Raw genomic sequence first — 21,032 nt, 5'->3', positions numbered from 1 at the left:
CCGCGACGATCGACGGAAACAGTGCGATGATGGCCACTTGTGACCGCGGCGTCGGGGTGACGTCCGGATGTGGATTGAGGGAGTCAGCGGAATGGCGCAGGGAACTGTGAAGTGGTTCAACGCGGAGAAGGGGTTCGGATTCATCGAACAGGACGGCGGGGGACCGGACGTTTTCGTCCACTACTCCGAGATTCAGGGCAGCGGGTTCAAGTCCCTCGATGAGGGTGCCCGCGTCGAGTTCGAGATCGGCCAGGGCCAGAAGGGCCCGCAGGCGCAGGGCGTCCGCGCGATCTGATCCGCGTTCCCCGTTCACAACGGTGGTGCCGCAACGTTGTTGCCGGCACCACCGTTGTCTCGTCTGTGGGGTCTGTCACTGACCACATGACGGTCCGCCCCCGTGCACTATTCTCCGAGGTCGATGGGGCTGCGTTCGGGGGCGAGGGCAGCGTGCTTCCTGCGGTCGAGCAGGTTGGCATTGCGGGTACGGCTGAAAGTGCGTGGTGGAATTGGGTGTGTCCGCGGGGTCGGCGGTGCCGACGGACGACAAGATGGGGTCACGCTGGAAGGACCCGAGACGGCATCTCTGGCTCTACGGGCTGGCGGTGCCGCTGAGCCCCTTCGCCGCATGGGTCCTCGTGCACTATCTGCATCTCGGCGTGTTCTGGGCCGCCGGGGCGATCGTCATCGCCGTGATAGCCCCGCTCGTGGATCGGTTCGTCGACCAGGACCGGACCAATCCGCCCGAAGAGGTGATGAAGTCCCTCGAGCGCGACAAGTACTACCGCCGGTGCACCTATCTGTATCTGCCGTTGCAGTACGCGGGATTGGTCTTCGGCTGCTGGACCTGGGTGAACAGTCCGATGGGTCCGTTCGAGAAGTTCGCGATGGCCGCCACGCTCGGCGTCGTCGGCGGCGTCGGCATCAACGCAGCCCACGAACTCGGACACAAGCGGACGAACCACGAACGGTGGCTCGCGAAGGTCGCGCTCGCCCAGTCCTTCTACGGGCACTTCTACGTCGAACACAATCACGGTCACCACCTGCGTGTGGCGACCCCGGACGACCCTGCGACCGCCCGTTTCGGGGAAAGCTACTGGCGCTTCCTGCCGCGGGCGGTCGTCGGCAGCCTGCGGTCGGCCTGGAGCTACGAGAGTGCGCGGCTGCGTCGCCGCGGACGCTCGCCGTGGAACCCGGTTCGCAACGACATCCTCAACGCGTGGGCGATGAGCGTGGGGCTGTTCGTCGCCCTTGTCGCGGCGTTCGGCTGGCAGATCGCGCCGTGGCTCGTCGTGCAGGCGGTGATGGCCGTGATGTTCCTCGAGGCCGTGAACTATCTCGAGCACTACGGTCTGCTGCGGGAGAAGAGACCCGACGGTCGTTACGTGCGGGTCGCGGCGCCCCACAGCTGGAACAGCGATCACGTGTGCAGCAACCTGTTCCTCTACAACCTGCAGCGGCACAGCGACCACCATGCCAATCCGATGCGCCGCTATCAGACGCTGCGCAGCATGCCGGACGCCCCGCAGTTGCCCGCCGGCTATGCGGTGCTCGTCCTCACCTCGCTCGTGCCGCCGCTGTGGCGCCGTGTCATGGATCGTCGCGTGCTCGAGCACTACGACAACGACCTGTCGCGCATCAACATCGATCCGCGAAAAGAGACCGAAATTCTTGCGCGTTACTCTGCCGTTACGTAATCCTGGTCACACGGATGCGGAGCGTCCGTGTCGGGGTGAACGGCGGGGGGTTGTCGAGGGTGAAAACTCTTCGAAGTGCCGGTTCCGGTGCCGGTGGAGCGGAGCGGTCGTGGGTGCGGCTCGCCGGAGCCGTGCTCGCCGGTACCGTGCTCGCGGCGGCCGCGCACGCGGTGGCCCGGGCGGTGCCGGGACAGATCTCCGGATCGGGTGCCGGCACGGCAGTCGTCCAGCGGATCGACGAGGTGGGGGACCGGCGCTGGGACGTGCACGTGTACTCCCCGGCGATGGGTCGCACGATCACCCTCAACGTGATCCGTCCCGCCGACCCGACGACACCGCGGCCGACGCTGTACCTGTTCAACGGGGCCGGTGGCGGCGAGGACTCGATGACCTGGCTCAACCAGACCGACCTCCTCGATTTCACCGCGGACAAGGACGTCAACGTCGTGATCCCGGCCGAGGGCATGATCAGCTACTACACCGACTGGTTGCACGAGGACCCGGTGTCCGGCAGCAACAAGTGGGGCACGTTCCTCACCCGGGAATTGCCTCCCGCCCTGGACCGGGCACTCGGAGCGTCCGGTGTCAACGCGATCGCGGGCCTGTCCATGGCCGCGACCTCCGTGCTGGACCTGGCCATCCAGGCGCCGGGGCTGTACCGCGCGGTCGCGTCGTACAGCGGGTGCGCGCAGACCAGCGACCCCCTCGGCCAGGCATTCGTCCGCACCGTCGTCGAGGTGGCCGGCGCGAAGGACGCGACGAACATGTGGGGTCCCTACGACGGCCCGGGGTGGGAGGCGCACGACCCGTACCTCAACGCCGAGAAGCTGCGGGGGTTGTCGCTGTACATTTCCAACGGCAGCGGGCTACCCGGTCCCTACGACAGTCCGTGGCTGCCGCGGTCCCCGCAGGCGCCGATGCTGATCGAACAGGTCGTGTGGGGAGGTCTCATCGAAGCGGCCACCAATGTGTGCACGCACCGGCTCGCCGACCGCCTCCGGGAACTGGGGATTCCCGCGACGTTCCGGTTCCGCGCCGACGGGACACACTCGTGGGGCTACTGGCAGGACGAGCTGCATGCGTCGTGGCCGCAACTGGCCGCGGCGATGGGTGTCGAGCGGTAGCGCCGCGACTTTCGGATGTGATGTCTACTCGACGGCCACTCGGATCGTGGGTATTCGTCGGTAAAAGGCGGCTCCTGGCTCGCCGGGCGCTCGTGCCGGGCTACGCTGAGCTGCGTGTCGTCGGGCTGGGGAGGGCTGTAGGTGACATCGGACGGGCGACCCGCGCGGGGCGCGGGCGGGCATGGGCCCATCGCCGGCCCCCGGGGGGATTTCCCCATTTCGACCGCTCCGTGCGGGATGCGGTTGACGGCGTTCACGTCCCGCACCGCCGAGGAAACATCGTCCGCACTCCGGACCCGAACCGGACGAAGATCCCGGCCCGCGGGACGCGCGCCAGCCCGGTGCGGGATCATCGGCACGACTAGTCTGTAGCGAGCGCACGGTTCTCGCGTGTTTTCGGCAACCATGCGCCTGTCGCCGTTACGGGACGCATGGAAGGAGGAGCGTGTCACCGAAGTTGCGACCCGATGCGACGACTCGAGACCACGCCCTCACCGCTGGATTTCCCCTGTCCGCCGCGCAGCGGGGCATCTGGTTCGCCCAGCATCTGCTGGACGACGTGCCCCTGACCATCGCGCAATACCTCGATGTTCGAGGCCCTTTCGACGCCGACGTGTTCGCCGACGCGGCCGCGGACACCGCGCGGGAACTGGGCACCGGGATGCTGCGGCTCTACGAGGAGGACGGCACCCCCTACCAGGTCGTCGACGACACGCTCGAGGACCGGATCACGATCGTCGACCTGCGCGGCGAACCCGATCCCGGCGCGGCAGCGATCGCGTGGATGCGGGCGGAGTGGGACGCCCCCCTCGACATGCTCCGCGACCGGCTCATCGTGTGCGCGGTGCTGCGCATCGACGCCGAGCACCACCTGGTCTACACCCGGATCCACCACATCGCCCTCGACGGCTTCGGGGCGATGACGTTCGCGAACCGGACCGCGGAGCGGTACACCGCGGCCATCGAAGGTCGCGGCCCCGCGCCGTTCGCTGTCAATGCCCTGCCCGAGATCATCGAGGACGAGGCACGCTACCGATCGTCCGGCCGGTTCGACTCCGACCGCGCCTACTGGTCCGAGCGGACGGCGAATCTGCCGCACCCGATCAGTCTCGCCGGGCGGGCCGCCCCGGTCGGACCACACCCGGTCCGGTGGAGCGAGCCGCTGCCCGACCACGTGTCCGGCGCCGTCGACCGGCGGCTCGCCGCGTCGCCCGGCACCACATTCGCGACCGTCGTCGTGTCCGCGTTCGCCGCGTTCCTGTCCCGGGTCACGGGCGAGCGCGACGTCGTCCTGAGCCTGCCCGTGTCCGCACGGACCACCGCGAAGCTGCGGCGGTCGGGCGGCATGGTGTCCAATGTCGTGCCGATCCGCGTAGCGGTGGATCCCGACGACATCGCCGTGGACCTCATCGGGCGGGTGCAGCTCGAGCTGACCGGTGCGCTGCGTCACCAGCGGTATCGGGCCGAGGACATGCGCCGCGACGCCGGATACGGCAGCGCCACCCGCGGATTCTTCGGGCCGGCCGTGAACATCATGATGTTCCACGGGCGAGTGCGGCTCGGCGACGCCACGGGGCAGCTGCATGTGCTCAGCACCGGTCCGGCCGAAGACCTTTCGCTCAACGTCTATCCGAGTGGCCCCGACGACCCGGCCCGCATCGATCTCGAGGCCAACCCCAACCTCTACACGCGCGCGGAGCTGCGATCGCACCACGCCCGGTTCGTCGAGTTCCTCGCCGCGTTCGTCTCCACCGCCGGCGCCCTCGGCGATCTCGACGTGCTGCACGACGACGAACGCGACGCGCTGGTTCCGTGCCGCGGTCCGGTCGCACGTCCCGTGCGTCTGCTGCGGGATCTGCTCGCCGACGGTGTCGCGTGCAACCCGGACGGACCCGCGATCATCGACGGGAACCGGGTTCTGTCGTATCGCGAGCTGGACGCGCGTTCCCGGCAGCTCGCACAGGTGCTGCGGGGGGAAGGCGCCGCACCGGAGGAATTCGTCGTCCTCTGCATGGACCGCAGCACGGAAGCGTTGATCGCGATGTGGGCGGTCGCGAAGACCGGGGCCGCGTTCGTGCCGGTCGACCCGGCGCTGCCGCCGCAGCGCATCGAGTACATGGTGCGCGACTGCGGCGCCCGGCTCGGGGTGACCGTGTGCGACCGCGTCGGTGCGCTGCCGACCGGCACCCGCTGGATCGCGGTGGACGGACCCGACATCCGGGAGGGATCGTGGTCGACTCCGCTGCACACCGAGGCGGCGGCGCTGAGACCGGAGAATCCGGCCTACATGATCTACACCTCCGGCTCGACCGGCACACCGAAGGGCGTGGTGGTCACCCATTCCGGGTTGGCCACGTTCGGTGCCGCGGCGCGGCCCGAGCTCGGTCTGACGTCGCAGTCGCGGATGCTGCGCTTCTCGTCGGCAAGCTTCGACGCGTCGATCTTCGAGATGCTGCAGGCGTTCAGCGCGGGCGCGGCGATGGTGGTGGCACCCCCCGACACCCTCGGCGGCGACGACCTCGTCCGGTTGCTGCGCCGGCAGCGGGTCACGCACATCGTGTCCGCACCGACCGTGCTCACGACGGTCGATCCGGCCGGGCTCGGGGACCTCGAGGCGGTCGTCGTCGGCGGCGACGTGTGCACTCCGGATCTCGTCGAGAAGTTCAGCAGTGCAGCACGTTTCGTCAACAGCTACGGCCCCACCGAGACCACCATCGTGGTGACCGCCGGGGCTCCCCTACTTCCGGGTGATCCGATCACGATCGGCCGGCCGCTCGACGGGGTGACCGCGGTCGTGCTCGACCGGCGACTGAACCCCGTACCCGTGGGATTCGTCGGCGAGCTCTACCTCGGCGGGCCGGGTCTCGCGCGCGGCTACTGGCGCCGTCCCGGTCAGACCGCGGACCGGTTCGTCGCCAACCCCTTCGATCCCGGAACCCGGCTGTACCGCACGGGCGACGAGGTGCGCTGGACGGACGACCACCAACTGGATTTCGTCGGCCGGTCCGACTTCCAGGTCAAGATCCGCGGCTTCCGCATCGAACTCGGCGAGATCGATGCCGCCCTGAGCGAACTGGACGGTGTCGACTATGCCGCGACGATCGTCCACGACACCGGCCACTCGGTCGTCCCCGTGTCCTATGTGCTGATGAAGCCCGGCGGCACATTCGACGCCGAAACACTGCTTGCCGGTGTCGCGACGATGCTCCCGTCGCACATGGTGCCGGGCGCCATCGTCGAACTGGACCGGGTTCCGGTCACCCCGGCCGGCAAACTCGATCGCGCGGCGCTCCCGGCACCGCGATTCGCCGCAGCGGAATTCCGTTCCCCTGCCAGCACATCCGAACGGATTCTCGTCGAGATCGCGTCCGGCCTGCTCGACGTCGACCGCATCGGCGCGGACGATTCGCTCTTCGCCCTCGGCGCCGACAGCATCATCGCGATGCAGTTCGCGGCCCGCGCAAAGGAGGGGGGCCTGCACCTGACCGCACGGCAGATCTTCGAGCACAAGACGATCGCGGCGCTCGCGCGGGTCGCGACCGCGGTGCCCCGCGAGACCGCTCTCGCCGAGCTCGACGGTGGCGGCGTCGGTACCGTTCCGCTGCCCCCGATCGCCCACGAGATGATGCGCCGCGGGGACTATTCCGGATTCGCGCAGGCTGTCCTCGTGACCACCCCGGTCGACCTGACCCTCGGGCACCTGACCGCCGCGCTCGACGCGGTCGTCGCGCGGCACGACATCCTCCGCTCGAGGTTCGACGGCGAAACGTGGGAGGTCTTCGCCGAGGCGCCGGACGATGCCGTATCAATCACCCGAATCCCCTTCTCCCGCAGCGTCACCGGCGATGCCGATTCGATCCGGGCCCGGGTCGGGGCGGCGTGCGGTGACGCCGCGCAGCGTCTGGACCCGGCCACCGGCGCGATGCTGCGGTGCGTCTGGTTCGACGTCGCCGACGGCCACGGTCGCCTGCTGATCGTCGCGCACCACCTGGTCGTCGACGGGGTGTCCTGGCGGGTCCTGCTTCCGGACCTGGCGCAGGCGTGGATGCAGATCGTCGCGGCCGCGAACAGCGGTGTCGCCGTGGCCGAGCCGGAGCTCGCCGAGGCCGGGACGTCCTACCGGCGGTGGGCGCACGCGCTGCACGATGCCGCGCGCGAGGGCACCTACGCCGACGAGACGGATTTCTGGCGGCGCACCCTCGCGGACGGGGCGTCGCTGCCGGGCATCGCCCCGCTCGATCCAGCGGTCGACACCCTCGCCACCGTCGAACGCGTCCGGGTCGATCTCGACCCCGCCACCACCGAGGCGGTCCTCACGCGCCTGCCCGACCGGTACGGTGCCGGCACCGCCGACGGCCTGCTCACCGCCCTCGCGCTGGCGGTGTCGCCCTACGGCCGGTCGGTGCCGATCATGCTCGAAGGACACGGCCGGGAACTTGCCGGCGCCGACCTCGCGCGTACCGTCGGCTGGTTCACCAGCGTGTACCCGGTGCGGCCGACGCTGCCCGGCCACCTCGACGTCGACGACGCACTGGCCGGAGGTGCGAATGCCGGCAGTGCCGTCAAGGCGGTCAAGGAGCACCTCGCTGCCGTCCCGAATCATGGTGCCGGATACGGCATTCTGCGATACCTGGATGCGAAGGCGGGACCGGTCCTGGCGACAGCGGCCGCCCCGCAGATCTCGTTCAACTATCTCGGCCGGTTGACGTCCGGGCACATCCCCGCGGAGGTCCGCGAGATCGGCTGGGTCCCCGACACCGTCGATCTCGATCCCGGTCGCGGGTCGGCGCTCGCCGTCGCCGCGGCCGTCGACATCAACGCGATGGTCGTCGACGGACCGGACGGACCGCACCTGACGGCGACGTTCGCGTACCCGCCGCGAGCCGTCCCCGCCGAACTCGTCACCGACCTGGCCGAGCGGTGGATCCGTGCGCTCGGCGCCCTCGCGGTGCACGCCGAGCGTCCCGATGCCGGGGGCCTCACACCGTCCGACGTACCGCTCGTGCGCGTCGACCAGCAGCAGATCGAACGCTGGGAATCCGAATATGCCGGGGTGCGCGACATCTGGCCGCTGCCGCCGCTGCAGACCGGACTGCTGTTCCACTCCCGGCTGGCGGCCGGTTCGCTCGACGTCTATGTCGCGCAGCTGACCCTCGACCTCGAAGGTACCGTCGACGCGGCGCGGTTGCGCGCCGCGATCGAGGCGGTCGTCGCCCGGCACGCGGGCCTGCGCACCGCCTTCGTCCACGACGACGACGGAACCCCCGCCCAGCTCGTCCTCGAGCACGCGGATGTGCCGTGGCGCGAGGTCCACACGGACGCAGACGGGCTCGCGGCCCTGCTGGATTCCGAACGCGTCCTCCCGTTCGACCCGGCGCACCCGCCCCTGCTGCGGGCGGTCCTGGCGTGGACCGCACCCGACCGTGCGGTGCTGGTGCTGACCAACCACCATCTCGTCCTCGACGGCTGGTCGATGCCGCTGCTCGTGCGGGAGGTGCTGACACACTACGTCTCCCGCGACGCCCTGCCCGAACCCGCGCGGTACCGGGACTACCTGCGGTGGTGGTGCGAGCAGGACCGGGACCGCTCGCTCGCGGCATGGCACGAGGTGCTGTCCGGGATCACCGAACCCACGCTCATCGCGCCGCACGCCGCCACCGCGCTCGACGAGAACCCGGAGCCGGTGGACGTCGCGCTGCCGGCCGCGCTGCTCGGCGCGCTCACCGACCGCCGCGACGCCGACGTCACCGTCAACACCCTCGTCCAGACGGCCTGGGCGGTGCTGCTCTCGCGGCTGCTCGACCGCCACGACGTGGTGTTCGGCGCGACCGTGTCGGGCCGCCCCGCCGACCTGCCCGGCGTCGAGAACATGCTGGGCCTGTTCATCAACACGGTGCCGGTGCGCGTCCGGTGGGACGCCGCCGACACCGTGGCCGACCTGCTGCGGCGCGTCCAGGACGAGCAGGTGCGACTGCTCGACCACCACCACGTCGCGCTCGGCGAGATCCAGGACCGCGTCGGCGTCGGCACCCTCTTCGACACGCTGACGGTGTTCGAGTCGTACCCGGTCGACCGCGCCGGATTCGACGAGACCACCGACCTCGCCGGCATGCGGGTGACCGGGATCGACGCCCGCGACGCGACGCACTATCCGCTCACCGTGATGGCGATCCTCGAACCGCGGCTGCGGCTGAGCGTGCGCTACCGCACCGACCTGTTCACCCGCTCCGCCGTCGAACGGATCGCGGCGCGCCTGGTCGGCTTGCTCGAGACGTTCGTGGCGCATCCCGACATGCACGTCGGCGACCTCGACGTGTTCGTCGACGGGGAACGGGAGCGGATCGCGGAATTCGAGCGCGGCCGGGTGGTATCGCTCCCGGAGGTCACCCTCGTCGATCTTCTCGCGGAGCAGAGCGGGAGGACCGCCGCCGCGACGGCCGTCGTCGTCGACGGCGGCGGCACCCTGACCTACGGACAGTTCACCGAGCGCGTGAACCGGGTGGCGCGGTCGCTGATCGCCGACGGGATCGGCCCCGGGGATCTCGTGGCCGTCGCGATGCCGCGGTCGCTGCCGCAACTCGTCGCGATCCACGCCGTCGTCACCGCGGGGGCCGCGTACGTGCCGATCGATCCCGATCAGCCGGACGGCCGCACCGCGCACATTCTCGACACCGCCCGCCCCGCGCGGGTGCTCGACGCGTTGCCCGCCGCCGACGGGTACTCGGGCGCGCAGGTCCGCGACGCGGATCGCTGTGCCCCGCTGCGGCCCGACGACCTCGCGTACGTGCTGTTCACGTCCGGTTCCACCGGGCGGCCGAAGGGTGTGGCGATCTCCCACCGCGCGATCGTGAACCGGCTGCTGTGGATGCAGGGAGAGTACCCGCTCGACGGCGACGATGTGGTCCTGCAGAAGACACCCGCGACGTTCGACGTGTCGGTGTGGGAACTGTTCTGGCCGTTGCTCACCGGAGCGACCGTCGTGCTCGCCACCCCCGACGGGCACCGTGATCCGCGGTACCTGTCCCGGGTGATCGACGAACACCGGGTCAGCACATTGCATTTCGTTCCGTCCATGCTCGACGTGTTCCTCACCGACGGGGACCCGTCGCGCTGCGCGAGCGTGCGGCAGGTCTTCACCAGCGGGGAGGCGCTCACCGCGTCGACCGTGGCCCGGTTCGCCGCGGTGCTCGACGCCCCGCTGCACAACCTGTACGGACCCACCGAGGCGGCGGTCGACGTCACCGCCTGCCGGACGATCCCCGGCGAGACACCGGTCCCGATCGGCACACCCGTGTGGAACACCTCGGTCCGCGTGCTCGACGACCGGTTGCGGCCCGTCCCCGTCGGTATCGAAGGCGAGCTGTATCTCGGGGGCGTGCAGCTCGCGCGCGGCTACCATCGGGCGCCCGCGCAGACCGCCGGGCGGTTCGTGGCCGACCCGGACGGTGCCGGTCGTCTCTACCGCACCGGCGATCTGGTGCGGTGGCGCGGCGACGGTGCGCTCGAATACGTCGGCCGGAGCGACTTCCAGGTCAAGCTGCGCGGCCAGCGCATCGAGCCCGGCGAGATCGAAACGGTGTTCCTGGAACATCCGTCGGTGACTCAGGCCGTGGTCGTGTTGCACCGCGACCCCACGACCGGGGAGCACCTCGTCGCGTACCTCGTCGGCGACGCCGATGCCGCCCTCGCGTACGCCGGGACACGTCTGCCCCGGCACATGGTGCCCACCCTCGCCGTCGGACTCGACGCCCTGCCGGTCACCGCGAACGGCAAGATCGACCGGAAGTCTTTGCCGGCACCGGAATTCGCATCAGCCGAGCACATCGAACCGGCCACCGGCACCGAGCACGTCGTGGCCGGAGTCGTCGCCGATATCCTGGACCGCGACCGTGTCGGAGCGACCGCGAACTTCTTCGACCTCGGCGGCAACTCGCTCACCGCCACCCGGCTGCTCGCCCGGATCGACGACGAGTTCGGCACCCGACTCCAGATCCGTGACCTGTTCGACAACCCGACCGTGGCCGGGCTGGCGCTCGTCGTCGACCGGCAGCGCGGTGGTGCCGGGCGCCCGCGGTTGACGGCGCGGCAGCGACCGGCGCGGGTGCCGTTGTCGCCGGCCCAGGCCCGCATGTGGTTCGTCAACCGTTTCGACCCCGCGTCCGGGGCCTACAACGTCGCGGTCGCGCTGCGGCTGACCGGCACGCTGGACCACGCGGCGCTCGAGGCAGCCGCCACCGACATCGTCGAGCGGCACGAGACGCTGCGCACCCGCTACCCGGACTCCGGCGACGGTCCGTACCAGGACGTTCTGCCCACGTCGGAGATCGGGCGCGTGCTCACCGTCGACCCGCTCGACGGTCCGCTCGAGCAGCGGCTGCGGGAAGTGATCGGCCGCGGATTCGATGTCACCGCCGCACCCCCCGTCGCGCTGACGGTGCTGCGCGAGCAGGACACCGCACACGTGCTGGTGCTGGTCGTGCACCACATCGCGATCGACGGATGGTCGATGCAGGCGCTGGCCCGCGACCTCGTCACCGCGTACGCCGCGCGGACGGAGCGCAACGCCCCGGCCTGGACGCCGCTGCCCGTGCAGTACGCCGACTTCGCGCTGTGGCAACAGGATCTGCTGGGCGACCCCTCCGATCCGGAGTCGGTGGCCGGTCGTCAGCTCGCGTTCTGGCGCGGAACCCTGGCGGACGCCCCCGCGGTCGCGGACCTGCCGGCCGATCGGCGCCGGCCCGCGGTACCGACGTTCCGCGGCGGGACCGTCACGGCGACCGTCGACGCCGCCCTGTACGGCCGGCTCGCCGACCTCGCCCGCACCCGGGACGCGTCCCGGTTCATGGTGTTGCACGCCGCGCTCGCGGTGTTGCTCGCCCGCGTGAGCGGCGCCGACGACATCACGGTCGGTACCCCGGTCGCCGGGCGCGGGGAGGCGAACCTCGACGACGTCGTCGGCATGTTCGTCAACACGTTGCCGCTGCGCACGCGGGTGGCCGCGGGTGACTCGTTCGCCGAGGTGCTCGGACGGGTCCGCGACACCGATCTCGCCGCGTACGCGCACGCGGACCTGCCGTTCGAACGGCTCGCCGAGGCGCTCGCGCCGTCGCGGGCCACCTCGCACCATCCGCTGTTCCAGACGGTCCTCGCCCTCGAGGTCCCGCGTCCGGCCGCCGTGTCGCTGCCCGGTCTCGGGATCGAGGTGCTGCCGGTCGACTTCGAGATCGCCAAGTTCGATCTCGAATTCGCCGTGACCGAGCACGAGCAGCATGCGACCGTCGCGTTGACCTACGCGCGGGACCTGTTCGACGACACCACCGCCGCCGCCCTGCTCGACCGCTATCTGCGGGTGCTGGCCGCGGCGGCGACCGATCCGTCCGCGGCCGTGGGCGACCTGGAGCTGCTGTCCGCCGCCGAACGCGCGCTGCTGCTGCGGTCCCCGGAACCGGCGCCGTACCGGACACTGCCGGAGCTGCTCGCCGACGCCGCCCGCGACCCCGACGCGGTCGCGCTCATCTCGGGCGAGGGGTCCGTCACCTACGGCGAACTGGACCGTCGTTCGAACATGCTCGCGCACAACCTGATCGACGCGGGCGCGCGGCCCGGCTCGGTGGTGGCCGCAGCCGTCGCGCGGTCCGTGGACTCGATCGTCGCGCTGTGGGCGATCGCGAAGACCGGGGCGGCGTTCCTGCCCGTCGACCCCGGCTACCCCCGCGCGCGGATCGAGCACATGCTCACCGATTCGGGTGTCCGGATCGGTGTCGCGGCAGCCGATCACACCCTGCCGGACATCGTGACGTGGGTGCCGCCGCACGGCACCGGCGCGCCGGGTGCGATCGGACGGGCGGCTCCGCACCTCGACGAGGCCGCGTACCTGATCTACACGTCGGGTTCGACGGGTGTTCCCAAGGGGGTCGTCGTCACCCACCGCGGGCTCGGTGCGTTCGTCGCCGAACAGCAACTGCGGTACCGGGTGCGGCCGGGGGACCGCGTCGCGGCGTTCGCCTCACCGAGCTTCGACGCGTCGCTGCTCGAGCTGTTCATGGCGTTCGGCGGGGGAGCGACGCTCGTGCTCGTCCCCACCGACGTGTACGGGGGCGCTGAACTCGCCGAGCGGCTCGCGTCGGTCACCCACCTGTTCCTCACACCGGCGGCGCTGGCCACCGTGGACCCGGCGCGGCTCGACCGCATCCGGGTCGTCGTGGTCGGCGGGGAGGCGTGCGAGCCCGCGCTCGTGCAGCGCTGGGCGCCGGGCCGCGAAATGTTCAACGCCTACGGTCCCACCGAATCGACAATCATGGCAACCCAATTCGGTCCCATGGTGGCGGGCAACCCGGTGCGAATCGGCCGGCAGATACGTGGCACCGGTGTGGTGGTGCTCGATGCACGGCTGCATCCGGTCCCGATCGGTGTGCCGGGCGAGCTGTATGTCCACGGTGCGGGACTCGCCCGCGGCTACCACGCGGGACCGGCGCTGACGGCGGCGCGCTTCGTCGCGAATCCGTTCGGTCCCGGCCGGCTGTACCGGACCGGCGACCTCGTGCGCTGGACCGGCGATCATCAACTGGACTACCTCGGCCGCACCGACTTCCAGGTCAAGGTGCGCGGCCATCGCATCGAACTCTCGGAGGTCGACGCGGCCCTCACCGGGCACCGGGGCGTCGCCGCGGCGGTCACCGTCCCGCACGCGGCGACCGGGACCGTGGTGTCCTACGTCGTCCCGGTCGCCGGCGCCGCGCTCGAGCCCGCCGAGGTGTCGGGGCACGTCGCGCAGTCGTTGCCCGCGTACATGGTGCCGTCCGCGATCACCGTCGTCGACGAGTTCCCGCTGACCGGCGCGGGCAAGATCGACACCCGTGCTCTGCCCGAACCCGTTTTCACGGCAAGCGAATTCGTGGCACCGCGCGATGCCGCCGAACAACGGGTGGCGGCCGCGTTCGCGGAGGTCCTCGACCTCGACCGCGTCGGCGCACACGACGACTTCTTCGCGCTCGGCGGCAATTCGCTGTCGGCCACCAGGGTCATCGCGCGGCTCGATCCGGCGCTCGGGGTCCGGACGGTCTTCGAGCACCCGACGGTGGCGGCGCTCGCCGCCGCGGTCGGTGTGTCGGCGCTGCCGCAACGTCCGCCCCTGACCGCGACGGTCCGGCCCGCCCGGGTTCCGCTCTCGCCCGCCCAGCAGCGGATGTGGCTCATCAACCGGTTCGATCCGGAGTCGCCGGTCTACAACATTCCCGTCGCCGTGCGGCTGACCGGCCGGCTCGACTCCGCGGCCCTCGCCGCCGCGGTCGCCGACGTCGTGGCCCGGCACGAGAGCCTGCGCACGGTGTTCCCGGCGGCCGACACCGGTCCGCATCAGGTCGTGCTGGACGACGCGCCGCTCGACCTCGGCCCCCGCCCCGTCGTCGCCGGAGCCGTGCGCGACGAGATGCTCACGGTGCTCTCGAGGGGGTTCGACGTCACCGTCGAACCCCCGATACGCGGTGCGCTGCTCCGGATCTCCGACGACGAGCACGTTCTCGTCGTGGTCGTGCACCACATCGCCGCCGACGGTGCCTCGACGGTCCCGCTGGCCCGGGACATCCTGCTCGCCTACACCGCGCGCCTGGCCGGCGCCGCGCCCGCGTGGGAGCCGCTCGCCGTGCAGTACGCGGACTTCGCTCTGTGGCAGCGTGCCGTCCTGGGCGATCCGGCCGACGCGGCGTCGCTCGCGGCCCGCCAGCTCGCGTACTGGTCGCGGACCCTCGCCGATGCACCCGCCGTCCTCGAGCTGCCGGCGGACCGGCCGCGCCCGCCCGTCGCCTCGCAACGCGGCGCCCGCACGGACTTCCGCATCGATCCCGGCACGGTGCGCGCCCTCGACGAACTCGCCCGCGCCCACGGCGCGACCCGGTTCATGGTGCTGCACGCCGCCCTCGCGGTGCTGCTCACCCGGCTCGCACCCACCGGCGACGTCAGCGTCGGCACACCCATCGCGGGTCGAGGCGACGCGGCACTCGACGACCTGGTCGGGATGTTCGTCGGCACCCTCGTGCTGCGCACCGACATCGACTCCGCCGCCCCGTTCGGCCGCGTGCTCGACCGGGTCCGGGACACCGACCTCGCCGCGTTCGAGCACGCCGACGTGCCGTTCGAGGACGTCGTCGACGCCGTCGACCCGGTCCGCTCGCAGGCGCACTCGCCGTTGTTCCAGGTGACCCTGTCGCTGCAGAACCAGGGCACCGGTGTTCTCGAACTACCCGGTCTCGCAGTCGAACCCGTCGATCCCGGTGTCGATGTCGCCAAGGTCGATCTCGAATTCACGCTGCGCGAACACGACGGCGGGCTCGCGGCCTCGCTGACCTACGCGACGGACCTGTACGACGCTGCGACCGCCGTGGCCCTCACCGAGCGGTGGGTGCGGCTGCTGCACGCGATCGTCGCCGAACCGGCGGTCGCGGTGGGCGACCTGCCCGTCCTCGACGATTCCGATACCGCACGTGCCCGCGCGCACGCGCTGCCCGACGAGGTGCCCGTGCGGCTGCTCCCCGACATCCTCGCCGCGGGCGTGGCCGCGAACCCGGACGGCCCGGCCGCCACGGACGGGGACCGCACCCTGACCTACGCCGAGCTCGATCTCGCGTCGAATCGTCTCGCCCACAAGCTGATCGCGCACGGGGTTGTCCCGGAGACGACGGTGGCACTGTCGTTCCCCCGATCGGTCGACGCGATCGTCGCGCTGTGGGCGGTCGTGAAGACCGGGGCGGCGTTCGTGCCCATCGACCCCGCGCTGCCCGCGGCCCGCATCGCCTACCTGCTGGCCGATTCCGGGGCACGCCTCGGCATCGGCGACGGCCCGGCCGACGTGCCGTGGCTGACCGTCGACGCCGACGATCACTCCGACGCGCCGCTCGCCCCGGCGATCACGGCCGGCTCCGCCGCGTACATGATCTACACGTCCGGCTCCACCGGCACCCCGAAGGGCGTCGTCGTCACGCATCGCGGCCTTGCCGCATTCACCGCCGCGCACCGACCCGAACTCGGGCTGACGACGGCATCGCGAATGCTGCGGTTCTCCTCGTCGAGTTTCGACGCCTCGGTGTTCGAGCAGATCGCCGCGTTCTCGGTCGGCGCCACCATGGTGGTCGCGCCCGCGGAGATCGTCGGCGGCGCCGAACTGGGCGAGCTGATCCGCCGCGAACGCATCACGCACATCATCACCGCTCCCGCCGCGCTCGGCACCGTCACGAGCGGCGACTTCCCGGACCTCGAGGCGGTCGTGGTGGGCGGCGACGTGTGCCCGCCCGAACTGGTCCAACGGTTCGGCGCCCCCTGCCGGTTCGTCAACAGCTACGGCCCGACCGAAACCACCATCATCGTCACCGAGACCGCACCCCTGGCCCCGGGCGACGCCATCACCATCGGCGCACCGATCGACGGCGCCGGTGCGGTCGTCCTCGACCGCCGACTGCACCTCGTCGCCGACGGGGTGATCGGTGAGCTGTACCTGTCGGGGGCCGGAATCGCCCGGGGCTACCACCGGCGGCCGGCGCTCACCGCATCCCGGTTCGTCGCGAATCCGTTCACCGGCGGGATCATGTACCGCACGGGAGATCTCGTGCGGCGGACCGCTTCCGGCGACCTCGACTTCGTCGGACGCGGCGACGCGCAGGTTCAGGTCCGCGGGCTGCGGATCGAGCTCGGCGAGATCGAATCCGCCCTCACCCGCGGCGGCGACGTCGCCCAGGCCGTCGTCGTGCTCCATTCCGGCACCCGCACCGGAGACCGGCTCATCGGTTACGTCGTCCCCGCGGACGGCCGCGGCGCCGACCCGCAGGCGCTGCGCGACCGGCTCGGCAGCGAACTGCCCGGCTACATGGTGCCCGCGCAGATCCTCGTGCTCGACGCCCTGCCGATCACCGCGAACGGCAAACTCGACCGCGGGGCACTGCCGGTCCCCGCGTTCGAATCCCGGCCGTTCCGCGCCCCGGAAGGTCCCGTCGAGCAGACCGTCGCCGACGTCTACGCCGACCTGCTCGGCGTCGACCGCGTCGGCCTCGACGACGACTTCTTCGCGCTGGGCGGGAACTCGCTCAGTGCCACCCAGCTCGTGGCCCGGCTCGGGGCCGCGCTCGACACCACCGTTCCGGTCCGCGCGGTGTTCGAGACACCGGCCGTCGGGGCACTCGCCGCTGCGGTCTCCCACACCGCGGGCACCGGGGCGCGACCGGCGCTGACCGCCGGTACCCGGCCGGACCGCGTGCCGCTCTCGCCCGCGCAGCAACGCATGTGGTTCCTCAACCGCTTCGACCCCGAATCGACCGCGTACAACCTGCCGATGGTGATCCGGCTGTCCGGGGCGGTCGACGTCGACGTGCTGCGCGCCGCGATCGTGGACGTGATCGATCGGCACGAGACGCTGCGCACGGTGTACCCCGACACGGCAGGCGGCCCGGTTCAGGTCGTGCTGCCCACCGCGACCGGAACACCGGAAATCGACGTCGTCGATGCCGACAGCGAGGAAATCACCGGGCTCGTCGCAGCGTTCACGACCCGCCCGTTCGACGTCACCACCGCGGTTCCGTTGCGGATGCGGCTCTTCCGGCTCTCACCCGGCAACTTCGTGCTCGTCGTGGTCGTGCATCACATCTCGGCGGACGGTTTCTCCGTCGCCCCCATGGTGCGGGATCTGCTCGTCGCCTACGCGGCGTACCGCGGCGGCGAGGTGCCGTCGTGGACACCGCTGCCCGTGCAGTACGCGGACTATGCGTTGTGGCAACGGAATCTGCTCGGATCCGAGGACGATCCCGATTCGCTGGTCTCACGCCAGCTCAGGTACTGGCGCGGTGCGCTCGCGGGGCTGCCGGACCAGCTCGATCTGCCGACCGACCGCCCGCGCCCGGCCGTGCAGTCGTACGCGGGCGCACGCATCGACTTCGACATCGACGCCGAGTTGCACGGACAACTGGTCGATCTCACCCGCCGACGGCACGCCACCCTGTTCATGACCGTGCACGCGGCCCTCGCCGTGCTGCTGGCACGATTGTCGAACAGCAACGACATCGCGGTCGGCACACCGATCGCGGGCCGCGGGGAACAGCAGCTCGACGACCTGATCGGCATGTTCGTCAACACCCTGGTGATGCGGGTCCCGGTCGCCGACGGCGCGACGTTCGACGAACTTCTGCAGACCGTGCGCGACGCCGACCTTCGGGCCTTCGGAAACGCCGACGTGCCGTTCGAGCGGCTCGTGGAGGTGCTGAACCCGCAGCGGTCGACCGCCCGGCACCCGCTGTTCCAGGTTGGTTTCTCGTTCCAGAACTTCGCGCAGGGCACACTCGAACTCCCCGGCCTCGACGTCTCGCTCGTCGAACTCGCCCACCGCACGTCCCAGTTCGACCTGCACTGGATCGTCCAGGACCGGTACGACGCCGCGGGCGCTCCCGACGGCATCGCGGGTCACCTCACCTATGCCACGGCGCTGTTCGACGAGTCCACGGCGCTCGGCCTGGTGGACAGGTTCGTGCGCGTCCTGCGCGCCGCGGTCGCCTCTCCCGAGGCGCCCGTCGGCGACATCGACATCCTCGACGACGTGGAGCGACACCGGATCGTCACCGAGTGGAACGACACCGGGCGCGCTCTGCCGGCGACCACCCTCGTGTCGTTGTTCGATGCGCAGGTGGCCGCCGCGCCGGACGCGATCGCGCTGCACTCCGGCGACATCGAACTCACATACCGTGAGTTCGATTCCCGGATCAACCGCCTCGCCCGGCGCCTGATCGCGGCCGGGGTCCGCCCGGAGACGCGTGTCGCGCTCGGCATGCGGCGGTCCGTCGAGCTGCTCGTCGGCATGTATGCCGTGGCCAAGGCCGGCGGCGCCTACGTTCCGGTCGACCCGGCCCAGCCTGCCGAGCGGACCGACTACATCCTGAGCGTGTCGGATCCGCTCTGCGTGCTCACCAGCCGCAGCGACGCGATGGTCACGGACCGGACCACGATCGTGATCGACGACGGGGAATCCGACGCACTGCCCACGGGTCCCGTCGGCGACGACGAGCGACTCGCCCCGCTGACCGCCGCCCACACCGCGTATGTGATCTTCACATCGGGTTCCACCGGGCAACCGAAGGGTGTCGCCGTCACCCACGGTGCCGTCGCCAATCAGATGATCTGGAAGACAGATCGTTTCGGCCTCACGCGCGACGACGCGGCACTGCTCAAGACCGCATCGACCTTCGACCTGTCGGTGTGGGAGTTCTGGTCCGCGCTCGTCTCCGGTGGACGACTCGTCGTTGCCGAACCCGACGGTCACCGCGACCCCACCTATCTGGTGGACACCATCCGCCGGTTCGCGGTCACGACACTGCATGTCGTGCCGTCGATGCTCGATGCGCTGACCACCGCCGCGGACGGTCCGCTGAGCCCGTCGCTGCGGCGAGTCCTCGCGATCGGCGAGGCCCTCGCCCCCGATGTGGCACGCCGATTCCGCACCGCGAATCCCGACACCGAGCTCTACAACCTCTACGGGCCCACCGAAGCTGCGGTTTCGGCGACCTGGCATCGAGCGAGCGAGGACGATTCGGTCGACGTGCCGATCGGGCGCCCGGTCTGGAACACCCGGGTCCTGGTTCTCGACGCGCGCCTGCGTCCGGTACCGGTGGGCGTGCCCGGCGAGCTGTACCTCGCGGGAGTGCAGCTCGCGCGCGGATACTTCGGACGGCCCGATCTCACGGCGGAGCGGTTCGTCGCCGACCCGTACGCCGCCGACGGCACCGCGGGGAGGCTGTACCGCACCGGGGACCTCGTCGTGTGGAATTCCGACGGGACACTCGGCTACCGGGGACGAACCGACTTCCAGGTCAAGATCCGCGGGTTCCGCATCGAGCTCGGCGAGATCGAATCAGCCTTGAGGGCACTCGATCCCGTCACGAATGCCGCCGTGGTGGCACACTACGACGAGCTGACCGGCGATCGACTGGTCGCCTACGTCGTACCCGACGGCGGAGCATCCGATTTCGATGAGGCTTCGGTGCGAGATGCACTCGCGCAGCGGCTTCCCAGCTACGTGGTGCCCGTCACGTACATCGCGCTCGATGCGCTTCCCCTCAACGTCAACGGCAAACTCGACCGCCGTGCGCTGCCGACGCCGACCGTCGGCACCACCGATTTCCGGGCCCCCTCGACACCTGTCGAGGAGATCGTCGCCGCCGTGTATTCCGATCTGCTCGGTGTCGAACGGGCCGGAGCGGGCGACGACTTCTTCGCGCTCGGCGGCAATTCCCTGATCGCGACGAGGGTGGTCTCGCGGGTCGGCGCCGCGGTGGACGCGCGGATTCCGGTGCGGATGCTGTTCGAGGCGTCGACGGTGGAGGGATTCGCCGCGGCGGTCGGTGACGTGGCCGGTGCCGGCGGAGTGTTGCCGCTGATTCCTCAGCGACGTCCGGATCCGGTTCCGTTGTCGCTGGCGCAGCAGCGGATGTGGTTCCTCAATCGATTCGATCCCGAGTCCGCGGCGTACAACATTCCGATGGCGATCCGGCTGTCCGGTGACCTGGACGTCGGGGCGCTGGAGGCGGCCGTCGGGGACGTGATCGCCCGGCACGAAATTCTGCGCACCATCTATCCCGAGGTGGACGGTGCCGGCACACAACAGGTGCAGCCCGTGTCCGAGGTGCGCATCGGTCTGTCGCCCGTCACGGTCGCCGCCGACGACATCGTCGGTGCGGTAACGGACGTTGTCACCACCGGGTTCGACGTCACGACGGAAGTTCCGATTCGGGTGCGGTTGCTGAAGGTGGATCCGTCGGAGTACGTGGCCGTCTTCGTCGTGCATCACATCGCAGGTGACGGTGTCTCCACCGGACCGCTGGCGCGAGACGTGACGACGGCCTACGCGGCGCGTGCGCACGGTGAGGTGCCGCAGTGGTCGCCGCTGCCTGTGCAGTATGTGGACTACACGCTGTGGCAGCGCCAGATGCTCGGAACCGAGGACGATCCGTCGAGCCTGATCTCGCAGCAGATCGCCTACTGGTCGGAGACGCTCGCCGGAATTCCCGATCAGCTCGACCTGCCGGCGGACCGTCCGCGACCTGCGATCGCGTCGCAGCGCGGAGGGGTCTACGACTTTCCGATCGAGCCGTCCCTGCGCGCCGCACTGGACCGCCTGGCCCGCGCCCACAATGCCTCACTGTTCATGACCGTTCATGCGGCGCTGGCGGTGCTGCTCGCCCGGCTC

The 21,032-nt window shown here is 70.7% G+C and carries 4 protein-coding genes; all 4 read left to right on the top strand.

Features of this window, described 5'->3' with window-relative positions:
- Positions 1 to 91: 91 nt before the first annotated feature.
- The gene (locus RZ1_RS23835) at positions 92 to 295 is read left to right on the top strand and encodes a cold-shock protein (protein ID WP_072814991.1); all 204 of its coding nucleotides are present in this window, start codon (positions 92 to 94) and stop codon (positions 293 to 295) included.
- A 253-nt stretch (positions 296 to 548) separates the two neighbouring features.
- The gene (locus RZ1_RS23830) at positions 549 to 1,694 is read left to right on the top strand and encodes an alkane 1-monooxygenase (protein ID WP_072815019.1); all 1,146 of its coding nucleotides are present in this window, start codon (positions 549 to 551) and stop codon (positions 1,692 to 1,694) included.
- A gap of 59 nt (positions 1,695 to 1,753) precedes the next feature.
- Positions 1,754 to 2,818 (top strand): alpha/beta hydrolase, encoded by a 1,065-nt coding sequence (locus tag RZ1_RS23825; RefSeq protein ID WP_371305917.1) that lies wholly within the window; start codon positions 1,754 to 1,756, stop codon positions 2,816 to 2,818.
- Positions 2,819 to 3,263: 445 nt separating this feature from the next.
- On the top strand, positions 3,264 to 21,032 hold a 17,769-nt coding region (locus tag RZ1_RS23820), incomplete at its 3' end, for a non-ribosomal peptide synthetase (protein WP_072814990.1).

The organism is Rhodococcus zopfii NBRC 100606 = JCM 9919, assembly GCF_001895025.1.
GTDB classification, from domain to species: Bacteria; Actinomycetota; Actinomycetes; order Mycobacteriales; family Mycobacteriaceae; genus Rhodococcus; species Rhodococcus zopfii.
The sequence above is the reverse complement of the archived record's forward strand: the minus strand, read 5'-3'. Positions and strand labels throughout refer to the sequence as shown.

Excerpts from the sequence above, each read along its gene's own strand:
- RZ1_RS23835 (WP_072814991.1), top strand. The coding sequence starts at position 92 with ATGGCGCAGGGAACTGTGAAGTGGTTCAACGCGGAGAAGGGGTTCGGA.
- RZ1_RS23830 (WP_072815019.1), top strand. The coding sequence starts at position 549 with ATGGGGTCACGCTGGAAGGACCCGAGACGGCATCTCTGGCTCTACGGG.